Origin of the sequence: Bacillus sp. FJAT-27251 (assembly GCF_001273925.1) — a bacterium.
Taxonomy (GTDB): domain Bacteria; phylum Bacillota; class Bacilli; order Bacillales; family Cytobacillaceae; genus Mesobacillus_B.
In genome coordinates this window covers 1601996-1621664 of sequence record NZ_LIGG01000001.1, presented here as the reverse complement: position 1 = coordinate 1621664, position 19669 = coordinate 1601996, and the positions used below count along the sequence as shown (strand labels likewise).

General features: G+C 47.5%; 16 protein-coding genes. 6 read left to right on the top strand and 10 right to left on the bottom strand.

The genetic code is table 11. The annotated features are described in order from the left end of the window. Window positions 1-446 precede the first annotated feature (446 nt). On the top strand, window positions 447-1247 hold the full coding sequence (locus ADU22_RS07630; protein ID WP_053361621.1) for an alpha/beta fold hydrolase: 801 nt from the start codon (window positions 447-449) through the stop codon (window positions 1245-1247). 35 nt (window positions 1248-1282) lie between these two features. Here the strand turns inward: ADU22_RS07630 and ADU22_RS07625 are convergent, their stop codons facing one another. The 4 genes from ADU22_RS07625 to ADU22_RS07610 are packed head-to-tail and all read right to left on the bottom strand — an operon-like array spanning window position 1283 to window position 4176. Next, window positions 1283-2356, bottom strand: coding sequence for an alpha/beta fold hydrolase (locus ADU22_RS07625; RefSeq protein WP_053361620.1), 1074 nt, complete (start codon window positions 2354-2356; stop codon window positions 1283-1285). A gap of 25 nt (window positions 2357-2381) precedes the next feature. Beyond that, on the bottom strand, window positions 2382-3008 hold the full coding sequence (locus tag ADU22_RS07620; RefSeq protein WP_053361619.1) for a hypothetical protein: 627 nt from the start codon (window positions 3006-3008) through the stop codon (window positions 2382-2384). Between the two features lie 16 nt (window positions 3009-3024). Then, window positions 3025-3780: a hypothetical protein gene (locus tag ADU22_RS07615; RefSeq protein ID WP_053361618.1), complete on the bottom strand. Its 756-nt coding sequence runs from the start codon at window positions 3778-3780 to the stop codon at window positions 3025-3027. 42 nt (window positions 3781-3822) lie between these two features. Next, window positions 3823-4176: a hypothetical protein gene (locus tag ADU22_RS07610; protein WP_053361617.1), complete on the bottom strand. Its 354-nt coding sequence runs from the start codon at window positions 4174-4176 to the stop codon at window positions 3823-3825. A 118-nt stretch (window positions 4177-4294) separates the two neighbouring features. On the opposite strand from ADU22_RS07610, the gene ADU22_RS07605 reads away from it, so the two are divergent. After that, window positions 4295-5095, top strand: a complete 801-nt coding sequence (locus ADU22_RS07605) for an alpha/beta fold hydrolase (protein WP_053361616.1) — start codon at window positions 4295-4297, stop codon at window positions 5093-5095. Between the two features lie 52 nt (window positions 5096-5147). Here ADU22_RS07605 and ADU22_RS07600 read toward each other — a convergent pair whose 3' ends face one another. The 4 genes from ADU22_RS07600 to ADU22_RS07585 form a co-directional block, all read right to left on the bottom strand. After that, window positions 5148-5924, bottom strand: coding sequence for an SDR family oxidoreductase (locus ADU22_RS07600; RefSeq protein WP_053361615.1), 777 nt, complete (start codon window positions 5922-5924; stop codon window positions 5148-5150). A gap of 20 nt (window positions 5925-5944) precedes the next feature. Continuing rightward, entirely contained in the window at window positions 5945-7591 is a 1647-nt protein-coding gene (locus ADU22_RS07595; RefSeq protein ID WP_053361614.1) for a long-chain-fatty-acid--CoA ligase, read from the bottom strand. Window positions 7592-8018: 427 nt separating this feature from the next. Further along, window positions 8019-8240, bottom strand: coding sequence for a hypothetical protein (locus ADU22_RS07590; RefSeq protein WP_053361613.1), 222 nt, complete (start codon window positions 8238-8240; stop codon window positions 8019-8021). Between the two features lie 43 nt (window positions 8241-8283). Then, window positions 8284-9177: a helix-turn-helix domain-containing protein gene (locus tag ADU22_RS07585; RefSeq protein WP_053361612.1), complete on the bottom strand. Its 894-nt coding sequence runs from the start codon at window positions 9175-9177 to the stop codon at window positions 8284-8286. 371 nt (window positions 9178-9548) lie between these two features. Here ADU22_RS07585 and ADU22_RS07580 point away from each other — a divergent pair, with 371 nt between their 5' ends. The 3 genes from ADU22_RS07580 (at window position 9549) to adhE (ADU22_RS07570) (ending at window position 15260) form a co-directional block, all read left to right on the top strand. Further along, window positions 9549-9776, top strand: a complete 228-nt coding sequence (locus ADU22_RS07580; RefSeq protein WP_053361611.1) for a hypothetical protein — start codon at window positions 9549-9551, stop codon at window positions 9774-9776. Window positions 9777-9830: 54 nt separating this feature from the next. Beyond that, a complete protein-coding gene (gene adhE / locus ADU22_RS07575) occupies window positions 9831-12431 on the top strand; it encodes a bifunctional acetaldehyde-CoA/alcohol dehydrogenase (RefSeq protein WP_053361610.1) in 2601 nt (866 codons plus the stop codon). 225 nt (window positions 12432-12656) lie between these two features. Further along, window positions 12657-15260, top strand: a complete 2604-nt coding sequence (gene adhE, locus ADU22_RS07570) for a bifunctional acetaldehyde-CoA/alcohol dehydrogenase (protein ID WP_053361609.1) — start codon at window positions 12657-12659, stop codon at window positions 15258-15260. A 95-nt stretch (window positions 15261-15355) separates the two neighbouring features. On the opposite strand, the gene ADU22_RS07565 is transcribed toward adhE (ADU22_RS07570), so the two are convergent. Together ADU22_RS07565 and ADU22_RS07560 are read right to left on the bottom strand one after the other, a co-directional pair. Then, window positions 15356-16258 carry a DUF1002 domain-containing protein gene (locus ADU22_RS07565; protein WP_053364496.1) on the bottom strand — a complete coding sequence of 301 codons (903 nt, stop codon included), beginning with the start codon at window positions 16256-16258 and terminating at the stop codon, window positions 15356-15358. Window positions 16259-16373: 115 nt separating this feature from the next. Further along, on the bottom strand, window positions 16374-18971 hold the full coding sequence (locus tag ADU22_RS07560; RefSeq protein WP_053361608.1) for a calcium-translocating P-type ATPase, PMCA-type: 2598 nt from the start codon (window positions 18969-18971) through the stop codon (window positions 16374-16376). Between the two features lie 371 nt (window positions 18972-19342). On the opposite strand from ADU22_RS07560, the gene ADU22_RS24575 reads away from it, so the two are divergent. After that, window positions 19343-19486: a hypothetical protein gene (locus ADU22_RS24575; RefSeq protein ID WP_156324321.1), complete on the top strand. Its 144-nt coding sequence runs from the start codon at window positions 19343-19345 to the stop codon at window positions 19484-19486. Window positions 19487-19669: the final 183 nt, after the last annotated feature.

Below are 19669 nucleotides of genomic sequence, written 5' to 3'. Positions count from 1 at the left end.
AAAACAAAAACCCGAGAATTTTGTCTAATCAAGCCTCTTAATTCACAAAAAGTTCAAAAATGAATTTCTTTTTTTCCAAAAAATACATTATCCCAATAAAATCTTTATCTCTGGCATGATACTAAAAGCACTAAATCTGGGACAGGGAATGCGGCAGCTTGCCCAATGATTATCACCAAGCCAGAACCCCACATTCCATAAGCTTCCCAATGATTTTCCAGGGCTGATAAACCCCCGGCCCGTTTCTTCTCAAGGAATGGCATTGAATCTACCCCCTTGTTTGTCTTTCACAAATATCAAAATAATATCATCTATATGTTTTTTACACTTACGGTAAACATCAAATTATCCCCGAATATACTTACATTGTAAGGAAACTTTGTGAACGTTTAGAATCTGCCAAAAGCGGCAATAAGGCATAATAAAAAAATCAAAGGTGGTTGTATATGACTAGGTCGAAAATAAGCAAAGAGGGTATTCCCTATCTGCATTTTGGCAGCGGGGAACCATTGGTGCTGATTCACGGACTTGGTGAAGTGAAAGAAGGGTGGCAGAATCAATTCGAACTTGCTGGGGAATATGAGTTGATCATTCCCGATCTGCGTGGACACGGCGAATATAAAACCCTTGAGGGCATATCCATCGAAAACTTTGCCAAAGACGTCATTGGGCTGCTTAAGGAGCTTTCGATTGAAAGCGCACACATTTTGGGATTATCAATGGGCGGAGCAGTAGCGCAGGAAATTTACCGCCAGGCTCCCGGCTTGTGCCGTTCATTGATTTTGACCTGCACATTCCATTACATGCCAAAAAGATTCGGGGCCCTCTATATCAAATACAGGGAAGCAAAAATCGACTCTTTGACAAAAGGCCGCCAGCGGGAGAACGCTGCCCAGCTATGCCTCTATTCCTGGAATGAAGAAAACATAAGGAAGTTCTCCGATTACTATCAGCCGGACCGGGATGCTTTCATTGCTTCCGGCAAAGCTTGCATGACGGTCAATAACCTTTCCCTGCTGCCAAAGATCAAGGTGCCGACGCTTATCATTGCCGGACAATATGATTCTGTCCTCCCGCCATGGATTCAATTATGGATGCACAAGCTGATCCCCGATTCAGAGTTCATCATCATGCGCAATACCGGCCATGTGCCAAAATTCGAAGCAAAAGAACGCTTTAACAAGCATGTCAGGAATTTCATCCAGCGAGCCTCCGTCAAAACAAAGCGGCTTGACGCGTCCGCTTAAAATAAACGCGGGAAGGCGGAACCTTCCCGCAATTTTCATGCCATTGCGCCTTCAAGCTTTTCCGACCGGGAGGAAAGCCACTCATCCACTATCGGGGCAAACAATCCAGTCAAAGCGAGCGACACGTGGCCAGCCTGTACAACCTGATAGGTTTTGTCTTCGCTGCCGACCAGGTCCATGACTGGCAGGCTTTGCGGCTCAAGGACAAGGTTGTCATTGGCGGAAGAAATCGCATAAAAGCTGCAGGTGATGTTTTTCAGGTCCACGTTCCTGCCCGCTACAACAAGGCCGCCATTTACCAGCTTATTCTCCTTGCTTAATTCATTGAAAAACTGTTTGAAAGCTTCCCMGGCAAAAGGAGTCGCATCATTCAGCCACATGTTCATCCTGCGCCATTTATCCACAAACCTGCTGTCGTGCGCACGGGTCAGCAAGCTGACATAAGGACTGATATAAAATGGGGCAAGGCTGCGGAACATCATGAATATATACTCTGCCGGAATGGTACCATAAACATCCGCCAGACGGTCGATATTGACCAGCCCATCCTTCATCCCTTCCGTCCACTTTCCAGGGGCGACACTCGTACTGAAATCAATCGGGACGGTGGCCACAATAAGGTTCTTAATCGGTAATTCGGTAATGGATGTAAAGATCGAGGCAATTGTCCCCCCCAGGCAATAGCCGACCATGGAGATCTCTTCTGCTCCGGAATGGCGGAGCGCCCGCTTCACCGCTCTTTCCAAATACTCTGTCACATACGTATCCAGGCCGATGTCATTGTCCTCATATCCAGGCTGGCCCCAATCAAGCAGATAGACATCATATCCACGTTTGGTAAGTCCAGCGATGACGCTCGTTTCTGGGCTGATATCCAAAATATAAGGTTTATTAAAAAGCGAATAAACAAGGAATAGAGGAACCTTGTATTTTTTTTCGACAGCCGGATAGTGCCATAAGACGGATTTATTTTTCCTCCAGACCATTTGTCTTGGTGAATGGTCAATCTTTGGCTCCGGTCCGCTGATAATCTTGTAAACTTCCCTCCAGCGGTTCATTTCTTTCTCATAATCCAATACTGGAACTTTTAATGGTGCCTGAGTTGCCATTGTTTCCCCCACTTCCTGATTAAACCTATTTTCCGGCAGCTCCTGCCAGGACTAAATCTTTCTCTTCTTGTTCCTTGTCAGCCTTTCTCATGAATTGCGACAGCTCCTGCCTCAATTCCTGGACTTCAGCCTGGACGGCATTTGCTTCTGCCAGTGCTGTTCGCAACTCCCGGATTTCCGCTCTTAGGTCATTTGCGGCAGCCAGGTCATTTCTCAGCGCCTCCAGCTCAGCCTTCATTTTTTTCGTTTCCCCAAGCTCTTTTGCATTCCTTGCCAACTCCGTCTTCATTTGCTTGGTGACTTTCACCAATTCACTGAACAGACCCATATTTTCCTGGTTAACGGCCTTGAAACTGTCCTGGAGGTTCCAGATTTGCTCCTCAAGCGCATCAATTTTCTCTTCTGCCTGAATGGTCAGCCTGGCGACATTCTTGAGATCGGATTTAGTTGGAATATTCATGACGCTGGCCATCAGTTCCTGGTTTTTCCTTAACTGCTCCATATACTTTGCGTGTGATTCAAGCCCGGCTTTCGCAAAGTTTACAAATTCGGCATTGTTGGTTGCGGTTTGAAACAGGGTATTCATCTGTTGTTCCCAAAGTTCGCTCATCTGCCTGAAGCTTTGATACGGATCGTATTTATCCTTTGCCACATTTACCCCTCCGGTATTATGATTTCAATAAATCCTCATTCTTTTCCAGATACTTGTTGAACGGGAAAATAGATTTAATTTGCTTTGAGAAAAGGTTTACAAATATCTTCTGGTTTTCATAGACCAGGTTAGCCGTTTGCTTCACGCTGCGGACATATTCTTGTCTTCCTTTTTTGCGGAGTTCCACATATTGCTTGACCATAGCTGCATATTTGTCCACAGCCTGTTCGCTGCCGACAAGGCGGTAAGGGGTCTTAAGGATATCGGAAGTGGACTTTTGAATCCTGTTGAAAACAGAGTTGATTTCCTCATAGGATTTGATCGGAAGCACATGCTGAATCGCTGTAGTCGACATCAGCAGCTCTTCCCTGGTGCTTCTTTCCCAATCAGCCAGTTCTTTATTGAACTGCTGTGTTACAGCCTTCAAATTTTCACGGTTTCGCTTTACGCTGTCCACGTAATGGTTTACAGCCGTCAGCAGCACTTCATCACGATAATCTGCACGCTTTGCCCAGCCGTCAAGTTCCTCGAAGGCACTCTTCCAAATAAGGTCAAGGCTTGACAGCGGCTGTTCCTGCTGCTCCCGCTCTTCCTTAAGCTCCATCTGCTTATTTGCTTCCAGTACCTGCTGTGCTGCCTTTTCAAGCCTTTCTTCCAATTCCTCGCTTACTTCAACCTCGGCTTCGTTTGCTGCCGGTGCTTTTGTTTCAACCTCAGTATTTGCTGCTGTTATTGCTTCCTCTTTTTTAGTAGATTTCTTTTTTTCCGCCATTTTCCTCCACCCTCTCAAAAAATATTGATTTCAGTTACTGGCTTAACGGTTTGCCAGGTCGGCAAGCTCTGCTGACAGCTGGGACAGTTTCGCCCGGGATTGCATAAGCTCGAGCACGGTGCCGTAAAGATCTTCCTCCAATTGGTCAAGCCTTGCCTCATTTTTAATCAGTCTCTTCGCAATGGCTGCGACTTCATCCCTGCAAGGCAGACCGAGGCTTTCCAGCATGGACTTGCAAAGCTCCCTGCCCCTTTCCACCTGATCCAGATGGGCCTCCAGTGCCGCACCTGCCAGGGTCATGAATGGGACAGTACCCGCAACACAGCGGTATGTGCTGTTCAGCTCTTCTTCTATCTTTTTGCATAGCGCTGCTGAATCTTCATCAAAAGGGTGCATAGGCTCCTCCCGGCTACCAAACTTTTAAAAATAAGAGGCTGATTCGCGCCACTGTTCTGAACTATATGAAAATTACATATATTATATCATGTTTAAAAATAGACGAGGAGGCTGTTTTATGCCAGTTATCTCAGCAAATAATATCGAGCTTTATTATGAAATCCATGGTTCAGGAGAGCCTTTGCTGCTCATAATGGGTCTTTCCCACAATTCCCTGTCGTGGAAAAGAAGTCTGCCTGCTCTGGCAGAACACTTCCAGGTCATCCTCTTTGATAACCGGGGTACCGGCCGGAGCTCCAAGCCGGAAACGCCCTATTCCATTGAACTTATGGCAGAGGATGCGAGGGCCGTCCTCGATGCGGCCGGTGTCGAGTCTGCTCATGTGTATGGAATATCAATGGGGGGCATGATTGCCCAAAGGCTGGCTATTGCCCACCCTGGCCGGGTCAGGTCCCTTGTTCTTGGCTGTACAACTTCAGGGGGCGTGAACCATGTGCAGCCTCACCCCGAAGTCGGCATGGCCATGCTTTCCCGGGCCTCCGCCAGCCCGGTGGAAGCAGCATGGGCCGCTGTACCGATTCTCTACAGTGATGGCTTCATCCAGAATCATCGTGATGCTATAGAAGAAGATATAGGGACACGGCTCCAGATCCCTACTCCCGCACAGTGCTATATGCTGCAGCTGCAGGCATGCCTGGCCCATGATACGTATGATGAGCTTGACCGGATTTACGTCCCGGCTCTCGTCATCCATGGAGATGCCGACTTGGTTGTTCCTTTTGAAAATGGCGTAACATTGAAAGAAAAAATCAATGGTGCGGAATTTTTCAAGGTACATGGCGCAGGACATCTCTATGTGACAGAAGCACAAGACGAAGTGAATCAAAGAGTGCTAGAATTTTTAATCAAACAGGCATGAATATGCTTACCGGGCCATCGCTGCCCGGTACCTTCTTTCATTGGACAGACTGTCAGACCAGGGCGGACATTCCGCCGTCAACAGCAAGGATATGGCCAAAGACATAATCCGAAGCACTGGAAGCCAGGAACAGGGCCGGGCCTTTCATGTCGTCATCGGAACCAAAGCGGCGGGCCGGTGTCCGGTCAAGAATGACTTCCCCTGCATGGTCGATGACACCTTTGGCCATCTTTGTCGGGAAGAAGCCTGGTGCAATGGCGTTGACATGGACATTATATGGGGCAAGCTTGACGGCAAAATCCTTTGTCAATGTGATAACCGCGCCTTTGCTGGTTGCATAGCCGATCGCATCCATCATCCTTGGGTCCTGTCCGCCAATTCCGGCGACAGAGGCAATATTGATGATTTTTCCAGACCCCTGCTCTTTCATGATTCTGCCGACAGCCTGTGTAAACAGGAAAACCGCCTTGAGATTGATATCCATGACCTTGTCCCATTTATCAACTGGCATCTCGAGGGCGGGAGCTCCCCAGCTAGTCCCGCTATTATTAACTAAAATATCAATCCGCCCGAATTCTTTCATCGTTTCTTCTATAACACGCGCGATATCTTCCTGCCTGGAAACATCGCATCCTACACCAAGGGAACGGACCCCCTTTTCTTCCAGCCTTTTGCTTATGTCCTTGCATGCTTCTTCATTTCTGGAGCAAACAACGACATCGGCACCCGCCTCCGCAAAAATGGTCGCAATCTGTTCGCCCAGCCCGCGGCCGCCGCCGGTCACAATGGCTGTCTTCCCTTTAAGGCTGAATAACTCCTGAACATTCATCCTAAATGTCTCCTCCCGCTTTATACTCCAACTTTTGGGGCTTTTTGCATTTCTTCATCCCGCAATACTCTTCTGAGCAGTTTCCCAACAGAAGATTTAGGCAGGTCCTCAAGAAGTTCAACCTGCTTTGGCACTTTATAGGGAGCTAGATTCTGCTTCGCATAAAGGATGATATCTTCAGCCGCCAGCTCCGCACCTGCTTTCAGCTTTATAAACGCCTTTACCGTTTCTCCACGATATTCATCAGGGACGCCCACGACAATTGCCTCGTCTACGCCTTCCATCTGGTAGAGAACGTCTTCAACCTCGCGCGGGTAGACATTATAGCCTGAAGCAATGATCATATCTTTCTTACGGTCCAGTATGTAAAAATATCCATCTTCATCCATTTTCACAATGTCACCGGTCAACAGCCATCCATCCCGGATTGCCGCCTCTGTATCCTTCGGACGGTTCCAATATCCCTTCATCACCTGCGGGCCTTTGACGGCCAGTTCACCAGCCTCTCCAACAGGCACATCTGCCAGGCCATCCTCTGTGACCTCAACAACCCTTACCTCCGTCCCGGGGACCGGAATTCCGACACTGCCCTGTTTAGGGGCCAGGAACGGCGGGTTGAAAATGGGGGATGGCGATAATTCCGATTGGCCGTAGCCATCCAGGATCCTGCTTCCTGTTTTGCTTTTAAAAGCATTGATTTGTTCAACTGGGAGGGGAGCGCCGCCGCTGCTTAAATAATTGACGTCCCCAAAGCCGCTCTCCGCAAGGCCTGGATGGTTGTTTAATGCAAAATACATCGTTGGCACTGCAGACATTTGGAATGGCTTCTCCCTCTTCACGACTTCAATTACCTCACTTGGATCAAAGCGAGGCAATACCAGCTGATTGGCTCCCTCCCTGATTCCGGCAAGTGCATTGCAGGAAAGTCCGAACACATGGAACATTGGGAGGACACTGATCATTTTCAAGTCGGCGGGCCGCTGGTCGCCGTAGGCCCTGTAGACAAAATCACAAACCTGGACAACGTTCGACAGCAGGTTATTGTGTGTCAGCATGACCCCTTTCGCCACTCCGGTCGTTCCTCCCGTATACTGCAGCATGGCAATATCTTCTTTTATGTCGATTGCCACATCAGGCATCAGGGAGCCTGTTGCGATAAAGTCCTCAAAATATTGGTCGCCGTCCCCAAGAGCCCTCCTTTCTCCGCCAAGGCTGACAACAACCACCTTTTTCAGGCTGGTTCCAGGCTGTACCTGCTTAATGCGCTGATAGAGACTGTCCAGGACCACGATATATTCCGTTCCAGAATCGTTCAGCACATGGTTGATTTCCCGTTCGACATACATCGGGTTCACCTGGACATTGATGCCGCCCAGCCGGAATCCTCCGAACAAGCTAAAAATATAATGAGGGCTGTTAGGGAGCATAATCGCCAGCCTGTCGCCTTTTTTAAATCCGCTTTGGCTTAATGCAGCGGCAAAGGCTTCTGAAATGGTTTTGGTTTGAACGAAGTTCCATGATCTTCCGTAAAAAGTCAGGGCCGGCTTTTCCTTATATTCAGCTGCAGCTTTTTCCAGGAGATCAAACAATGATTTGTACGGTACATCCACGTGTTCACTTACTAACGGGTGGTAATGCCTTAGCCATGGTTTTTGCTGATATGTCATATGATCTTTCCCCCTATCTCCCGGTTGACTTCAATAAAGCGCATTCTTCATACAAAATATGGGTTTTAACACTTAAATTATTGTTAAAAAACAGTTTTTTGTAAACGTTATCAGTTCGACAATTTTCTCACTATTCTATAGATTCTTGCTGATTAGCGGGGAGAATGGAGCTTTAAATCGTTGAATTACTGCATTTTCCCAGGCTGATTACCAAAAAGCAGAGAGAAATTTGTCGTAAAATTTTATTAGAAAAATGGTTGATATCATTTTAAGTGTGGAAATGGGGAATTCATTTTGCAGCCATCTTATATAGCGGTAAAATAATATCGGCATGGCAGACGCACATCGGATGGAATGAAAAAAGACCCTTGTCATAGGACAGGGCCATTAAAATTATAAGTTATTAAAGGACAGTTACCGGAAAAATCTAAGCCAGTTCGAAGCTGTGCTGAGTCGGAAGGTCGTTAAACTTTCCTGCAACTTCGAAGCTGTGCTGGGTCGGAAGATCGTTAAACTTTCCGGCAACCTCGAAACTGTGCTGCGTCGGAAGGTCGTTAAACTTTCCGGCTGTCTCCATTTTATTGCCGAAAAACAAGGCTGAACCTAATAAACCAAAAAACAGAATAGAAATGATCAATTTTTTTCTCATCAGGATGCTCCTTTCGGTCATTTTCACTAGATATATAGTAACATTAATTGATTATTTTTTCCAATTCTGAAATTACTAAATTTACAAACACTTCATTTTCCTGCAAGGTAAAAGCTTGAATCGATTTTTCCCAAAAGTCCTTTCCCTTTTCCAGGTTGCCAATTTCGATATAATTGAGTCCCGATTGATAGTAAAACTCGCCGAACAAATACATGATTTCATCATTGATACATTGGCTGATTCCTTTATTGCTGTAAATGAGGGATTCTTCAAACCTTCCCAAATTAGAGAGCGACTGGGCCATGCCGAACAGAGCCCTGAGCCAGACCCTTGGGTCGCTGACGACCGGAAGTTCCTCCAAAGCATCCAGTGCTTCCCTCAAAAAACTGATGGCCTTCTCATATTGCTGATCATCTTTTTCAATCAGGGCAATGGCGATAAGAATTTCAACTTCCCTCTCAGTCAAGCCTTTTCTAGCGGGATTGGTAAGCCTTAAAGCTTCATGGAGCATCTCCACAGCCTCTGCCTTTTTCCTGTTCCCTGCTTCACCCAGATAATACAGGGACACAGCTTCATGCCATAATAGGAATTGTTTGTTCGAAGGCAGATTGAACAAAGGGTTGATCTTTTCCCGATTCACAATCTCATAGATGGCCTCGTAGTTTCGTTCCCGCTTATATTTTTTTACCAGGTCGAACACAGCTGTCACATAGTTGTATGAGCCTGCCTCAGCAAAATCAAAAAACTGGATTAAATCTACATTGAGCTTGGATGCAATGTTATAGAGCTGGTCTATTGCAGGATATTTTTTATTCTTTTCAAACTGAAGCAAGTCTTCCGGAGAACAAATACCCTTTGCCAATTCTTCAGCAGACATCCCCTTATAAACTCTTAAGGCATTCAGAATTTCGCCCAGGTTGACATGTTCAATGCCCATTCCTTCCCCACTCCCTCCTCTTGTTTCTACCATTATTATAAATTAAAACTTGGGAATTTTATTATATATTAGGAAAAATGAATTATTTTCCCAAGAAGAGGAAAAAGTCACTATCATTTTGGTTATAAAAAGGGCCTGCCCATTGATAGATTGGAATCGTTTTTGTCCTTACCCAGTCTGCCAAATGCCTTTATAAAATATATTCGGTTTTTAAGTGAACATGCTAAAATCCTATGAATGTCCGAGCTTTAATCCCTAATGAAAGCGGTTCATAAACCGACAATCTTTGTTCAATACTTCACAATTTTTGTGGCTATGTTCATGCTATATTTAAGTCAGGAAGGATATTCAAAACTACGAGGTGATTAAAAATGATCAAATGCGAATGGGTCACTTTTTCAACCGATACTGAAACCTACACTCTTGAAACCTTCGAGGAAACTGTTGGTGATGAGTTTGAGGCGATGATGATTAAGGAAAATGATACTATTCCTGCCGTCATTTGGACAGTCAACTATGTGATAATCGTCAAGAAATGTTCCCGGATCACCAATGATATTTACTTTGAGAAAGTTCTTCGCAATCCGGTTTGTGAATGATTTTTTCGGCTGAACTTGTGAAATGTTTCACAAATTAATTTGGAGGGATTTGCAATGGCAATTTCAGAACAGGAACTGAAACAAACCCAGGTACTTGATATGGTTGACGAATTGGTGGAAAAAGGCTTGAAGGCGCTTAATGAATTCAGGGGTTTCACCCAGGAACAGATCGACAACATTGTGAAGGATATGGCTCTCGCAGGCCTTGATCAGCATATGGTCCTTGCCAGGCTGGCAGTCGATGAAACGAAGCGGGGCGTTTATGAGGATAAGATCATTAAAAACATGTTCGCGACCGAATATGTTTACCACAATATTAAATACGATAAAACGGTCGGTATCATCAGCGAAAATCAACATGATGGCATCCTGGAAATAGCAGAACCTGTTGGAGTCATTGCCGGAGTTACCCCGGTTACAAACCCTACCTCGACAACCATGTTCAAAGCATTGATTTCCATTAAAACGAGAAACCCAATCATCTTCGCCTTTCACCCATCTGCCCAAAAATGCAGCAGTGAAGCAGCAAGAGTGCTGAGGGATGCGGCCATTAAAGCAGGAGCTCCGGAGAACTGCATCCAGTGGATTGAAACTCCTTCTGTCGCAGCAACAAGGGAACTGATGAACCATTCCAAGGTTTCGCTTATCCTGGCCACCGGCGGTTCCGGCATGGTAAAGTCCGCTTACAGCTCAGGAAAACCGGCTCTTGGCGTGGGTCCGGGAAATGTTCCTTGCTATATTGAGAAAACCGCCAGCATCAAGCGTTCAGTAAACGACTTGATCCTGTCAAAGACCTTCGATAATGGGATGATTTGCGCATCCGAGCAAGCTGTTATCATCGATAAGGAAATATATGAAGAAGTTAAACAGGAAATGGCCTCCCATAGCTGTTATTTCCTAAATGAAGAGGAAATACGGAAGGTCGAAAAACTGGTCATCAATGAAAATACTTGCGCTGTAAACGCGGATATCGTCGGAATGCCAGCATGGAGAATAGCCGAGATGGCAGGCGTAACCGTTCCTGAAGATACTAAAATTCTTGTTGCCGAGCTTGATGGAGTCGGGCCGCAATACCCGCTTTCCCGTGAAAAACTGAGCCCTGTGCTGGCGTGCTACCGGGCAAACAGCACGGAGGAAGGCTTCCAGCGTGCAGAGGAAATGCTGGAGTTTGGCGGTCTCGGACATTCAGCCGTCATTCACTCCACCGACCAGGAAGTGATTAAAGGATACGGACTGCGCATGAAGGCCGGCCGGATCATCGTCAATGCTCCTTCCTCACAGGGAGCGATCGGCGATATCTATAATGCCTATATGCCCTCACTAACTCTGGGCTGCGGAACGTATGGCGGGAACTCTGTTTCTACCAATGTCGGCTCCATCCACCTCATCAATGTAAAAAAAGTAGCGAGAAGGAATGCAAATATGCAGTGGTTCAAGGTACCGTCAAAAATTTATTTCGAGAAGAATTCCGTTCAGTATTTGGCAAAAATGCCAAAAATCTCAAAAGCGCTAATTGTTACAGATCCTGGCATGGTAAAGCTTGGCTACGTTGATAAAGTGCTCTACTACCTAAGAAAACGGCCGGACTATGTACATTGTGAAATTTTCTCGGATGTGGAGCCTGACCCAAGCATCGAGACAGTCATGAAAGGGGCAGAAATGATGGCGAACTTCCAGCCTGATGTCATCATTGCCCTGGGTGGCGGTTCGGCAATGGACGCCGCCAAAGGAATGTGGCTGTTCTACGAATATCCGGACGCTGACTTCCATGGATTGAAGCAGAAGTTCATGGACATCCGCAAGCGGATCGTCAAGTATCCAAACCTGGGGCATAAGGCGCAGTTTGTCGCCATTCCAACAACCTCAGGAACAGGTTCGGAGGTAACTTCCTTCTCGGTCATCACCGACAAGAAAGCAAATATCAAATATCCTTTGGCTGACTATGAATTGACTCCTGACGTGGCCATTATTGACCCGCAGTTTGTCATGACCGTTCCAAAAGTGGTTACAGCCGATACGGGAATGGATGTCCTGACCCACGCAATCGAGGCTTATGTTTCCGTCATGGCCAATGACTATACAGACGGTTTGGCCATGAAGGCGATTCAGCTGGTGTTTGAATATCTGCCAAGAGCCTATCGCAATGGAAGCGATGAACTGGCCCGCGAGAAGATGCACAATGCTTCCACTATCGCAGGAATGGCATTTGCCAATGCGTTCCTTGGCATAAACCATAGCCTCGCCCATAAGCTGGGAGCAGAATTCGGGATTGCCCACGGCCGCTCCAACACGATTCTGATGCCGCATGTGATCCGCTATAATGCCGAAAAGCCAAAGAAATTCGCTGCCTTCCCGAAATACGAGCATTTTGTCGCAGACAAGCGCTATGCAGAGATTGCAAAGACCCTTGGGCTGCCGGCCCGGACAACGGAAGAAGGCGTCGAAAGCCTCGTCCAGGCCATTATCAAACTTGCCGAGGAGCTGGATATCCCGATGAGCATCGAATCAAACGGTGTAGATGCTGCCGAGTTTGAAAACAAAATAGAGTATCTGGCAGAGCGTGCCTTCGAGGACCAATGCACCACCGCCAACCCTAAACTGCCGCTCGTAACCGAACTAGCCGACATCTACCGCAAAGCCTACAAAGGGGTTTAACTCTTTAACGCACCACAAAGTGCCTGACCCCCGCTGCTTTAAAGCAGCGGGGGTCAGGCACTCTTTTTTGCGGTGATGCAATAGTGGGCTGGTGCTATTTTGAACGTTTGATGAACTTATGCTGATTCTACTTATTTCAACAATTTTCATAGCATGATTCGACATCCACTCTTTAAGGCCCATGCTATATTCTGGGAAATGGTGTCAAACTAGGAGGGGTACATGATGGTGGTTGAAGAAAAGAAGTTACAGGAGAAACAGCATGCCGTATTGATGGTTGATGAACTCGCGAAAAACGGAGCAAAAGCTTTAGCCCAATTCAACGGCTTTTCACAGGAAATGGTCGATGAAGTGGTCAAACAAATGGCAATGTCCGCCCTCAAGAATCATAAACGCCTGGCAAAGATGGCGATTGAAGAAACGCAGCGCGGGGTTTTTGAAGACAAGGTGTTCAAAAACATGTTTGCCACCGAGTACATATACAACAACATCAGGCATACCAAAACAGTCGGCATCATCAGCGAAAATGAACATGAAGGAATGATTGAGATCGCCGAGCCTGTCGGCGTGATTGCTGGAGTCGTCCCGATTACCAACCCTACCTCAACAGTCATTTTCAAATCGCTGATTGCCATGAAAACAAGAAACCCAATCATCTTTGCCTTCCATCCACTTGCACAAAAATGCAGCAGTGAGACCGCCAGGCTGATGCAGGAGGCCGCTGTGAAGGCAGGTGCGCCAAAGAATTGCATCCAGTGGGTCGAGATTCCTTCACTCGAAGCGAGCCAGGCGCTCATGCGCCATCCGTTGACTTCCCTCATCCTCGCCACCGGCGGCACAGGAATGGTGAAGGCAGCCTACAGCTCCGGAAAGCCGGCCCTTGGAGTCGGCCCAGGCAATGTTCCTTGCTATTTTGAGAAGAGCGCGGACATCAAGCGTGCCGTCAATGACCTGATCCTTTCGAAAACCTTCGATAATGGCATGATTTGCGCGTCCGAACAGGCTCTGATTATCGATAAGGAAATCTATTCGGAAGTTAAAAAGGAATTGATATTCAACAACTGCTATTTCCTGAATGAGGAAGAAAGGCTGCAGCTGGAAAAAGTGGCAATCCAGGAACAGAGCGGTGCCCTCAACCCGGTTATTGTGGGCCTTCCAGCTTATGCTATCGCCCGGATGGCCGGCATCTCCGTGCCAAGGGAAACAAAGATCCTGATAGCCGAATTGAAAGGAATCGGGCCGAAACACCCGCTTTCCTGCGAAAAGCTAAGCCCCGTCCTAGCCTGTTACAAAGCAGTCAGCCTGCAGGACGGACTGAAAAAATGCGAAGACATCCTGGCATATGGCGGCCTAGGGCATTCGGCAGCCATCCATTCCGCTTCCCAGCAGGTAATCGATGAGTTTGCCCTGAGGATGAAGGCCGGAAGGATCATCATCAACACTCCTTCCACACATGGGGCGATTGGAGACATCTACAATTCTTCCCTGCCTTCCCTGACCCTTGGCTGCGGAACGTATGGAGGCAATTCGGTCTCCACCAATGTCGGAGCCACCCATCTGATCAACATTAAAAAGGTGGCCAAACGTCAAGTTAATACACAATGGTTCAAGGTGCCGCCGCAAATCTATTTTGAGAAAAACTCCATCCAGTGCCTTGCCGCACTGCCTGGCATCACGCGCGCTTTCATCGTAACAAGCCCAAGCGCGCTCAGGAACGGAAACCTTGATAAAGTCCTGTATCAGCTGAAAAAACATCCATCCTCTGTCCAATATGAGATCTTTACAGAAGTGGAGCCTGAACCAAGCCTTGAAACCATCCAGCGGGGCGCTGCGGGAATGCAGAAATTCCAGCCGGATGCCATCATCGCGCTTGGAGGGGGATCAGTCATTGACGCCGCTAAAGGCATGTGGCTTTACTACGAACATCCGGACACAGACTTTGAAGCCTTAAGGCAGAAATTCTTCGACCCGGGCAAGCGGGTGGCCAAATATCCGCGGCTCAGGGGCAAGGCGAGGCTTATCGCCATCCCGACCACTTCCGGAACAGGATCTGAGGTGACCGCCTTCACCGTCATCTCGGATAAAAAAGCAAATATCAAATACCCGCTGGCGGATTTTGAAATGACACCGGATGTCGCCATTGTCGATCCGCAGTTTGTGATGACCGTTCCAAAGCATATCACAGCAGACACGGGAATGGACGTCCTCACCCATGCGATCGAGTCCTTTGTGTCCGTGCTCGCCAATGATTTTACCGATGGGCCCGCTTTGAAGGCAATCCAGCTGGTATTCAAATATCTGCCGCTTGCCTACCATGATGGCAGCAATGAACTGGCCCGCGAAAAAATGCATAATGCTTCCACCATAGCGGGCATGGCGTTCGGAAACTCGTTCCTGGGAATCAACCACAGCCTGGCCCATGCCATAGGTGCAGAGTTCAATATCCCGCATGGACGCGCGAATGCAATCCTGCTGCCGCATGTGATCCGATACAATGCGGCAAAGCCAAATAAATTCATGACATATTCGAAATATGGCCATTTCATCGCCAACGAGCGGTATGCGGAAATCGCTTCCTTCCTTGGCCTGCCTGCACGCACAACAGAAGAAGGCGTGGAAAGCCTGATACAGGCTGTCGCCAGCCTGGCCAGGGAAGTCGGCATGCCGATGAGCATTGCCGCAGGCGGTGTCGAACTGGCTGAATTTGAAGCAAAAGTAGATGCATTGGCCGAACAGGCCTTTGACGACCAGGATACGATTGCCAATCCAAAGATGCCGCTCGTAACCGAACTTGCTGAAATCTGCCGCCAGGCCTATAAAGGAATTTAATTTAACACAGTAAAGAACCGCAGAGTGCCTGACCCCTTACAAAAAACACCGGACCAGGTGTAATCACTTGGTCCGGTGTATTTCAATTCATTCTTTTATGAGAACGCATTTCTAATTTTTTCGATCAATTCTTTAAAGAAGGTGGATACTGTCTGGAGGAATCCTTCGTCACCCACGGCATCGCCGATTCGCTGCTGGATATCCTGGGTCAGGTTTTCAAGCTGTGATTTGACATTGCCAAAATTGATGTTCAGGTTCCGCATTTTTTCAAACAGGTCAATCAACAACTGGCGGTCCTGCTCGCTCAGGGAAATTTCCAGGGTTTTCAGTTTTTCATCAACAATCTGCTCGATGTCATCTTTTGTAGCAGGATTTTGCTCGGCAATCTCCTTTTTGATTTCGGTTAAAAGCTCACTCACTTTGTCCTGGTCCAGTCCTTCTTTCTTGGCCAGGTCGGTGGCAAGATTCAGCTCTTCATTGGCTACTTCTGTACGTTCCTTGCTGAGCTCTGCTCCTTCGCCTTCATCGTAAGCCTTATAAATGCCGACAAGAGCGGAGTGTCCGCTCACTTTAACCGGTGAAGACACATCGACAACGGCATCCTGAATGCCAGCCGTCAGCAAGGCATTTGCATACATCTCATCGGTCACTTCGGTAATATTCTCCGGTGTGACCTGGTTGACAACAAGACCTTCACCCGCATCCTTCCTTGTGATTTTTGCGGAAGAATACATATTGGAGTGGCGGTCTCCTTTTATATAATAGACCAGGTCTTCCCCTGTAACAGTAATCTCCTTCACCTTCTCAGGGTCGTTGACGTTAAGAAGCCTTCTGACCTCATCCTTTTGCGCCTGGGACAACGCTTCCCCATATACAACAATCGGCAGGCCGAACTTTTCATTGATGCTTTCCTCATCATTACTGGAGGCATTTGCCATTCCTGCACTCCMCAGAACTAAAAACAACAGCAATAAAGACAATATGAAAGTTTTAAACATTCTCATAGCTGACTCTCCCTCTTAAAATTCCGTTCTGACTATTATAGACGTTCATACCTCCAGATTGGTTTCAAAAAAGGCCTGCCCCCTATTCCATCAAGGGCAGGCACAGCTCTTATTTTATGAAAAGAACCTTATACAGCTGAATCAGCACAAGCGGCGACAGCGCAAGGGCATAAATGGTTCCAAACTGGCCAGGAGTCAACGGCGCAACTTCGAATACTCCCATCAGAGGCGGCAGCAGGAGTACAAGATGCAGCAGCACAACGCCGACTATGACAGCCAGCCAGAGATATTTATTGGTAAACAGCCCTATTTTGAACAATGACTGCCGGCTTCTGGCATTAAAGCCATGGAACAGCCGCGCAAGGCACAGGGTAGAAAAGGCCATGGTCATCGCAAGCATATGGCTTCCTTCAGCCAGGCCGATATGGAAAGCAGTCAATGTGGCTGCTGCAATCAGCAGCCCTTCCACAAGTACCCGGCGGGCAAAGGATTTATTCAGAAGCGGAACGTGGATATCACGCGGCTTTTCCTTCATGATATTTTTCTGGTGCGGCTCAAGGCCGATGGCTATTGCAGGCAGGCTGTCCGTCAGCAGGTTGATGAACAATAAATGGACAGCAGCAAACGGGACCGGCAAAGCAAGCAGCGAAGCGTAAAGGACAGCCAGGACTCCGCCTGTATTCCCCGCCAGCAGGAAACGGATCGAATTTTGGATGTTCGCATAAATGCTGCGGCCATTTGAGATTGCTTTTACAATGGTAGAGAAATTATCATCCGTCAGCACCATCGATGACGCTTCCTTGGCAACCTCCGTTCCGGTGATGCCCATCGCCACCCCGATGTCAGCCTGCTTCAGCGCAGGGCCGTCATTGACCCCGTCCCCAGTCATGGCAACCACATTCCCTTTTTCCTGCCACGCCTTGACAATCCTGATTTTATGCTCAGGGGAAACGCGGGCGTAAACCGAGATGCCGGCTACCTTTTCCTTCAGCTGTTCATCACTCCATTTCTCCACTTCAGACCCTTCCACCGCCTCCGACTCATCCTTTAAAATGCCAATCTGCCTGGCAATGGCGGCTGCGGTGATTTTGTGGTCCCCAGTAATCATGACAGGCTTGATGCCAGCTTCAATACAGGCTGCCACAGCATCATAGGACTCTTCCCTCGGCGGGTCCATCATCGAAATGAGGCCAGCGAAGACCAGCCCATTCTCGTCCTCAAAGCTGATGTCTCCATCCTTCACTTCCTTGTAGGCAAAACCCAGCACCCTGAGGCCATCGTTCGAGAAGCTCCTGTTGATTTCTTCAATTTCCTTCCTGTGTTTATCATTAAAATCGTAAACACCCTCGCTGGTCTCGATTTTGACGATTCTCGAAATCAGGACATCAAGCGCTCCTTTCGTCACCATATAGGATTTGCCTTCATACTTGTTCACCGTACTCATCAGCTTCCGGTCCGAGTCAAAAGGCAGCTCCCCGATGCGCGGATACTCTTTCCTGATCTTCAGTTCATCGTATTGATACTCCTCACCGAAATTAACGAGCGCGACCTCGGTAGGATCGCCAATTTCCTTTTGTTCAAACGTAACGGAATCGTTGCATAACAGGGACATTAAAAGCAGCCGCTCTTCAACCGGATTTTTCAAATCCAGCTTGTCATGCTCAATCACCCTGTTATCCACATAAACTTTTTGCACCGTCATCTTGTTCTGGGTAAGCGTTCCTGTTTTATCGGAACAGATCACCGAGATGCTGCCAAGGCTTTCGACTGCATGAAGCTTCCTTACGATTGCATTTTGCTTCGCCATCTTCTGTGTTCCGAAAGCGAGGACGATCGTTACGATTGAACTCAATGCCTCCGGAATGGCGGCAACAGCCAGGGCAACGGCAAACATGAAGGAATCCACCAGGTCATTGCCCCTGAACAGGTCAAGTGCAAATATGACGATAGCAAGGGCAATGATGGCAATGGCCAGCTTTTTTCCAAACTGGTCCAGGCTGTTTTGCAGCGGTGTTTTCTTATCTTTCGCCGACTCCAGCAAATTGGCGATTTTGCCGATCTCGGTGTCCATTCCGGTGCTGGTAACGACGACAACTCCCCTGCCATATGTAACAAAGCTGCCAGAAAACACCATGTTTTTCTTGTCGCCGATTGGGACATCTTCCTGATCGATTTCCCCGGTATCCTTCAGCACACTCAGTGACTCGCCAGTCAGCGAGCTTTCATTCACCTGCAGGCTGTGGTTCTCAAGAATCCTTCCGTCGGCAGAGACAAAATCCCCTGCATCGAGATAAAGAATATCGCCAACGACGATTTCCCTTGAGGGAATTTCAACCTTCTGGCCATTGCGGAGGACTTTAGCAGTTGGCGATGATAAAGCTTTCAGGCTGTTCAGGCTTTGCTCTGCTTTGCGGTGCTGGACCGTGCCCAGGACCGCATTAAGGACGACGACAACCACGATGACAATCGTGCTTTCAAGCTCACCCAAAAAGGCTGAGATCAGGGCGGCTGCAATCAGGATGATAACAAGGAAGTCTTTAAATTGCTCAAGGAACACCTGAAAAGCAGTTTTACGCTTTTCCTCTGCCAATTCGTTAAACCCATACTGCTCCCGTCTTCTTTCCACCTCCTCCGACGTCAGGCCTTTGTTGGTMACTTCCAAATCATTCAGCACTTCATCCGATGTTTTCCTAAAAAAGTCATTCACGTTGGAACCTCTCCTTCCAATTCGGCTTTCATATATGCTACAGCCTTGCTGATGGGGCATAGACGCACAATTGACATTAGTATCACTTTTTACAAGGAAATTTATCAAAACAGGAAAGACCCTACAGCCAGCGCCATAGAGTCTCACAAAACCTGGAAAGTTTCCAAAGCCGGGACGTTAGTCCGGGTGACGGCTTTGGATCCTGAAAGTGTATTTCAGGCAGTTACTCCCTCTATTATAAAGGTGTATTCCCCTTAAATATAAAATTAATCCGCTAAAGAACTTTCATCTTTAATTACGGATGAATGATGCAGAGGGTTTCAGTTTGCCAAACATGAGCAAAATAAAAAATATGAGAGGAGGATTTTAAAATGGAACCATTTGATTCAAAGTACCTGCCGTCCCAGGGAAAAAATCAAATCAGGGAAAGGCTGCAGGCCAGGAGCCATGCAGATTTTAGCAGCGCCTCCCTGAGAAGAATCGCCTTCATGAGAGCGGGCCTTGAGCGGAAATAGGAGGAGGAAGGGATTTGGGTGGAGCTGGCTGTTTTTAACGAAAGTGCGCTATCCTTGATGAAAAAAGGCCTTGAGAGATGCTCTCCGGGCCTTAAATTCTTGAGAATGCTGAAAAAAAGGCGTTGAGGCGTGCTCTCAGAACCCGAAATTCTCTTCTGCCTGGGAAAAGGTAACTGAGGGGAA

Coding starts and splice junctions, on each gene's coding strand:
- ADU22_RS07630 (WP_053361621.1), top strand. CDS start 447: ATGACTAGGTCGAAAATAAGCAAAGAGGGTATTCCCTATCTGCATTTT.
- ADU22_RS07615 (WP_053361618.1), bottom strand. CDS start 3,780: ATGGCGGAAAAAAAGAAATCTACTAAAAAAGAGGAAGCAATAACAGCA.
- ADU22_RS07610 (WP_053361617.1), bottom strand. CDS start 4,176: ATGCACCCTTTTGATGAAGATTCAGCAGCGCTATGCAAAAAGATAGAA.
- ADU22_RS07605 (WP_053361616.1), top strand. CDS start 4,295: ATGCCAGTTATCTCAGCAAATAATATCGAGCTTTATTATGAAATCCAT.
- ADU22_RS07600 (WP_053361615.1), bottom strand. CDS start 5,924: ATGAATGTTCAGGAGTTATTCAGCCTTAAAGGGAAGACAGCCATTGTG.
- ADU22_RS07595 (WP_053361614.1), bottom strand. CDS start 7,591: ATGACATATCAGCAAAAACCATGGCTAAGGCATTACCACCCGTTAGTA.
- ADU22_RS07590 (WP_053361613.1), bottom strand. CDS start 8,240: ATGAGAAAAAAATTGATCATTTCTATTCTGTTTTTTGGTTTATTAGGT.
- ADU22_RS07585 (WP_053361612.1), bottom strand. CDS start 9,177: ATGGGCATTGAACATGTCAACCTGGGCGAAATTCTGAATGCCTTAAGA.
- ADU22_RS07580 (WP_053361611.1), top strand. CDS start 9,549: ATGATCAAATGCGAATGGGTCACTTTTTCAACCGATACTGAAACCTAC.
- adhE (WP_053361610.1), top strand. CDS start 9,831: ATGGCAATTTCAGAACAGGAACTGAAACAAACCCAGGTACTTGATATG.
- adhE (WP_053361609.1), top strand. CDS start 12,657: ATGGTGGTTGAAGAAAAGAAGTTACAGGAGAAACAGCATGCCGTATTG.
- ADU22_RS24575 (WP_156324321.1), top strand. CDS start 19,343: ATGGAACCATTTGATTCAAAGTACCTGCCGTCCCAGGGAAAAAATCAA.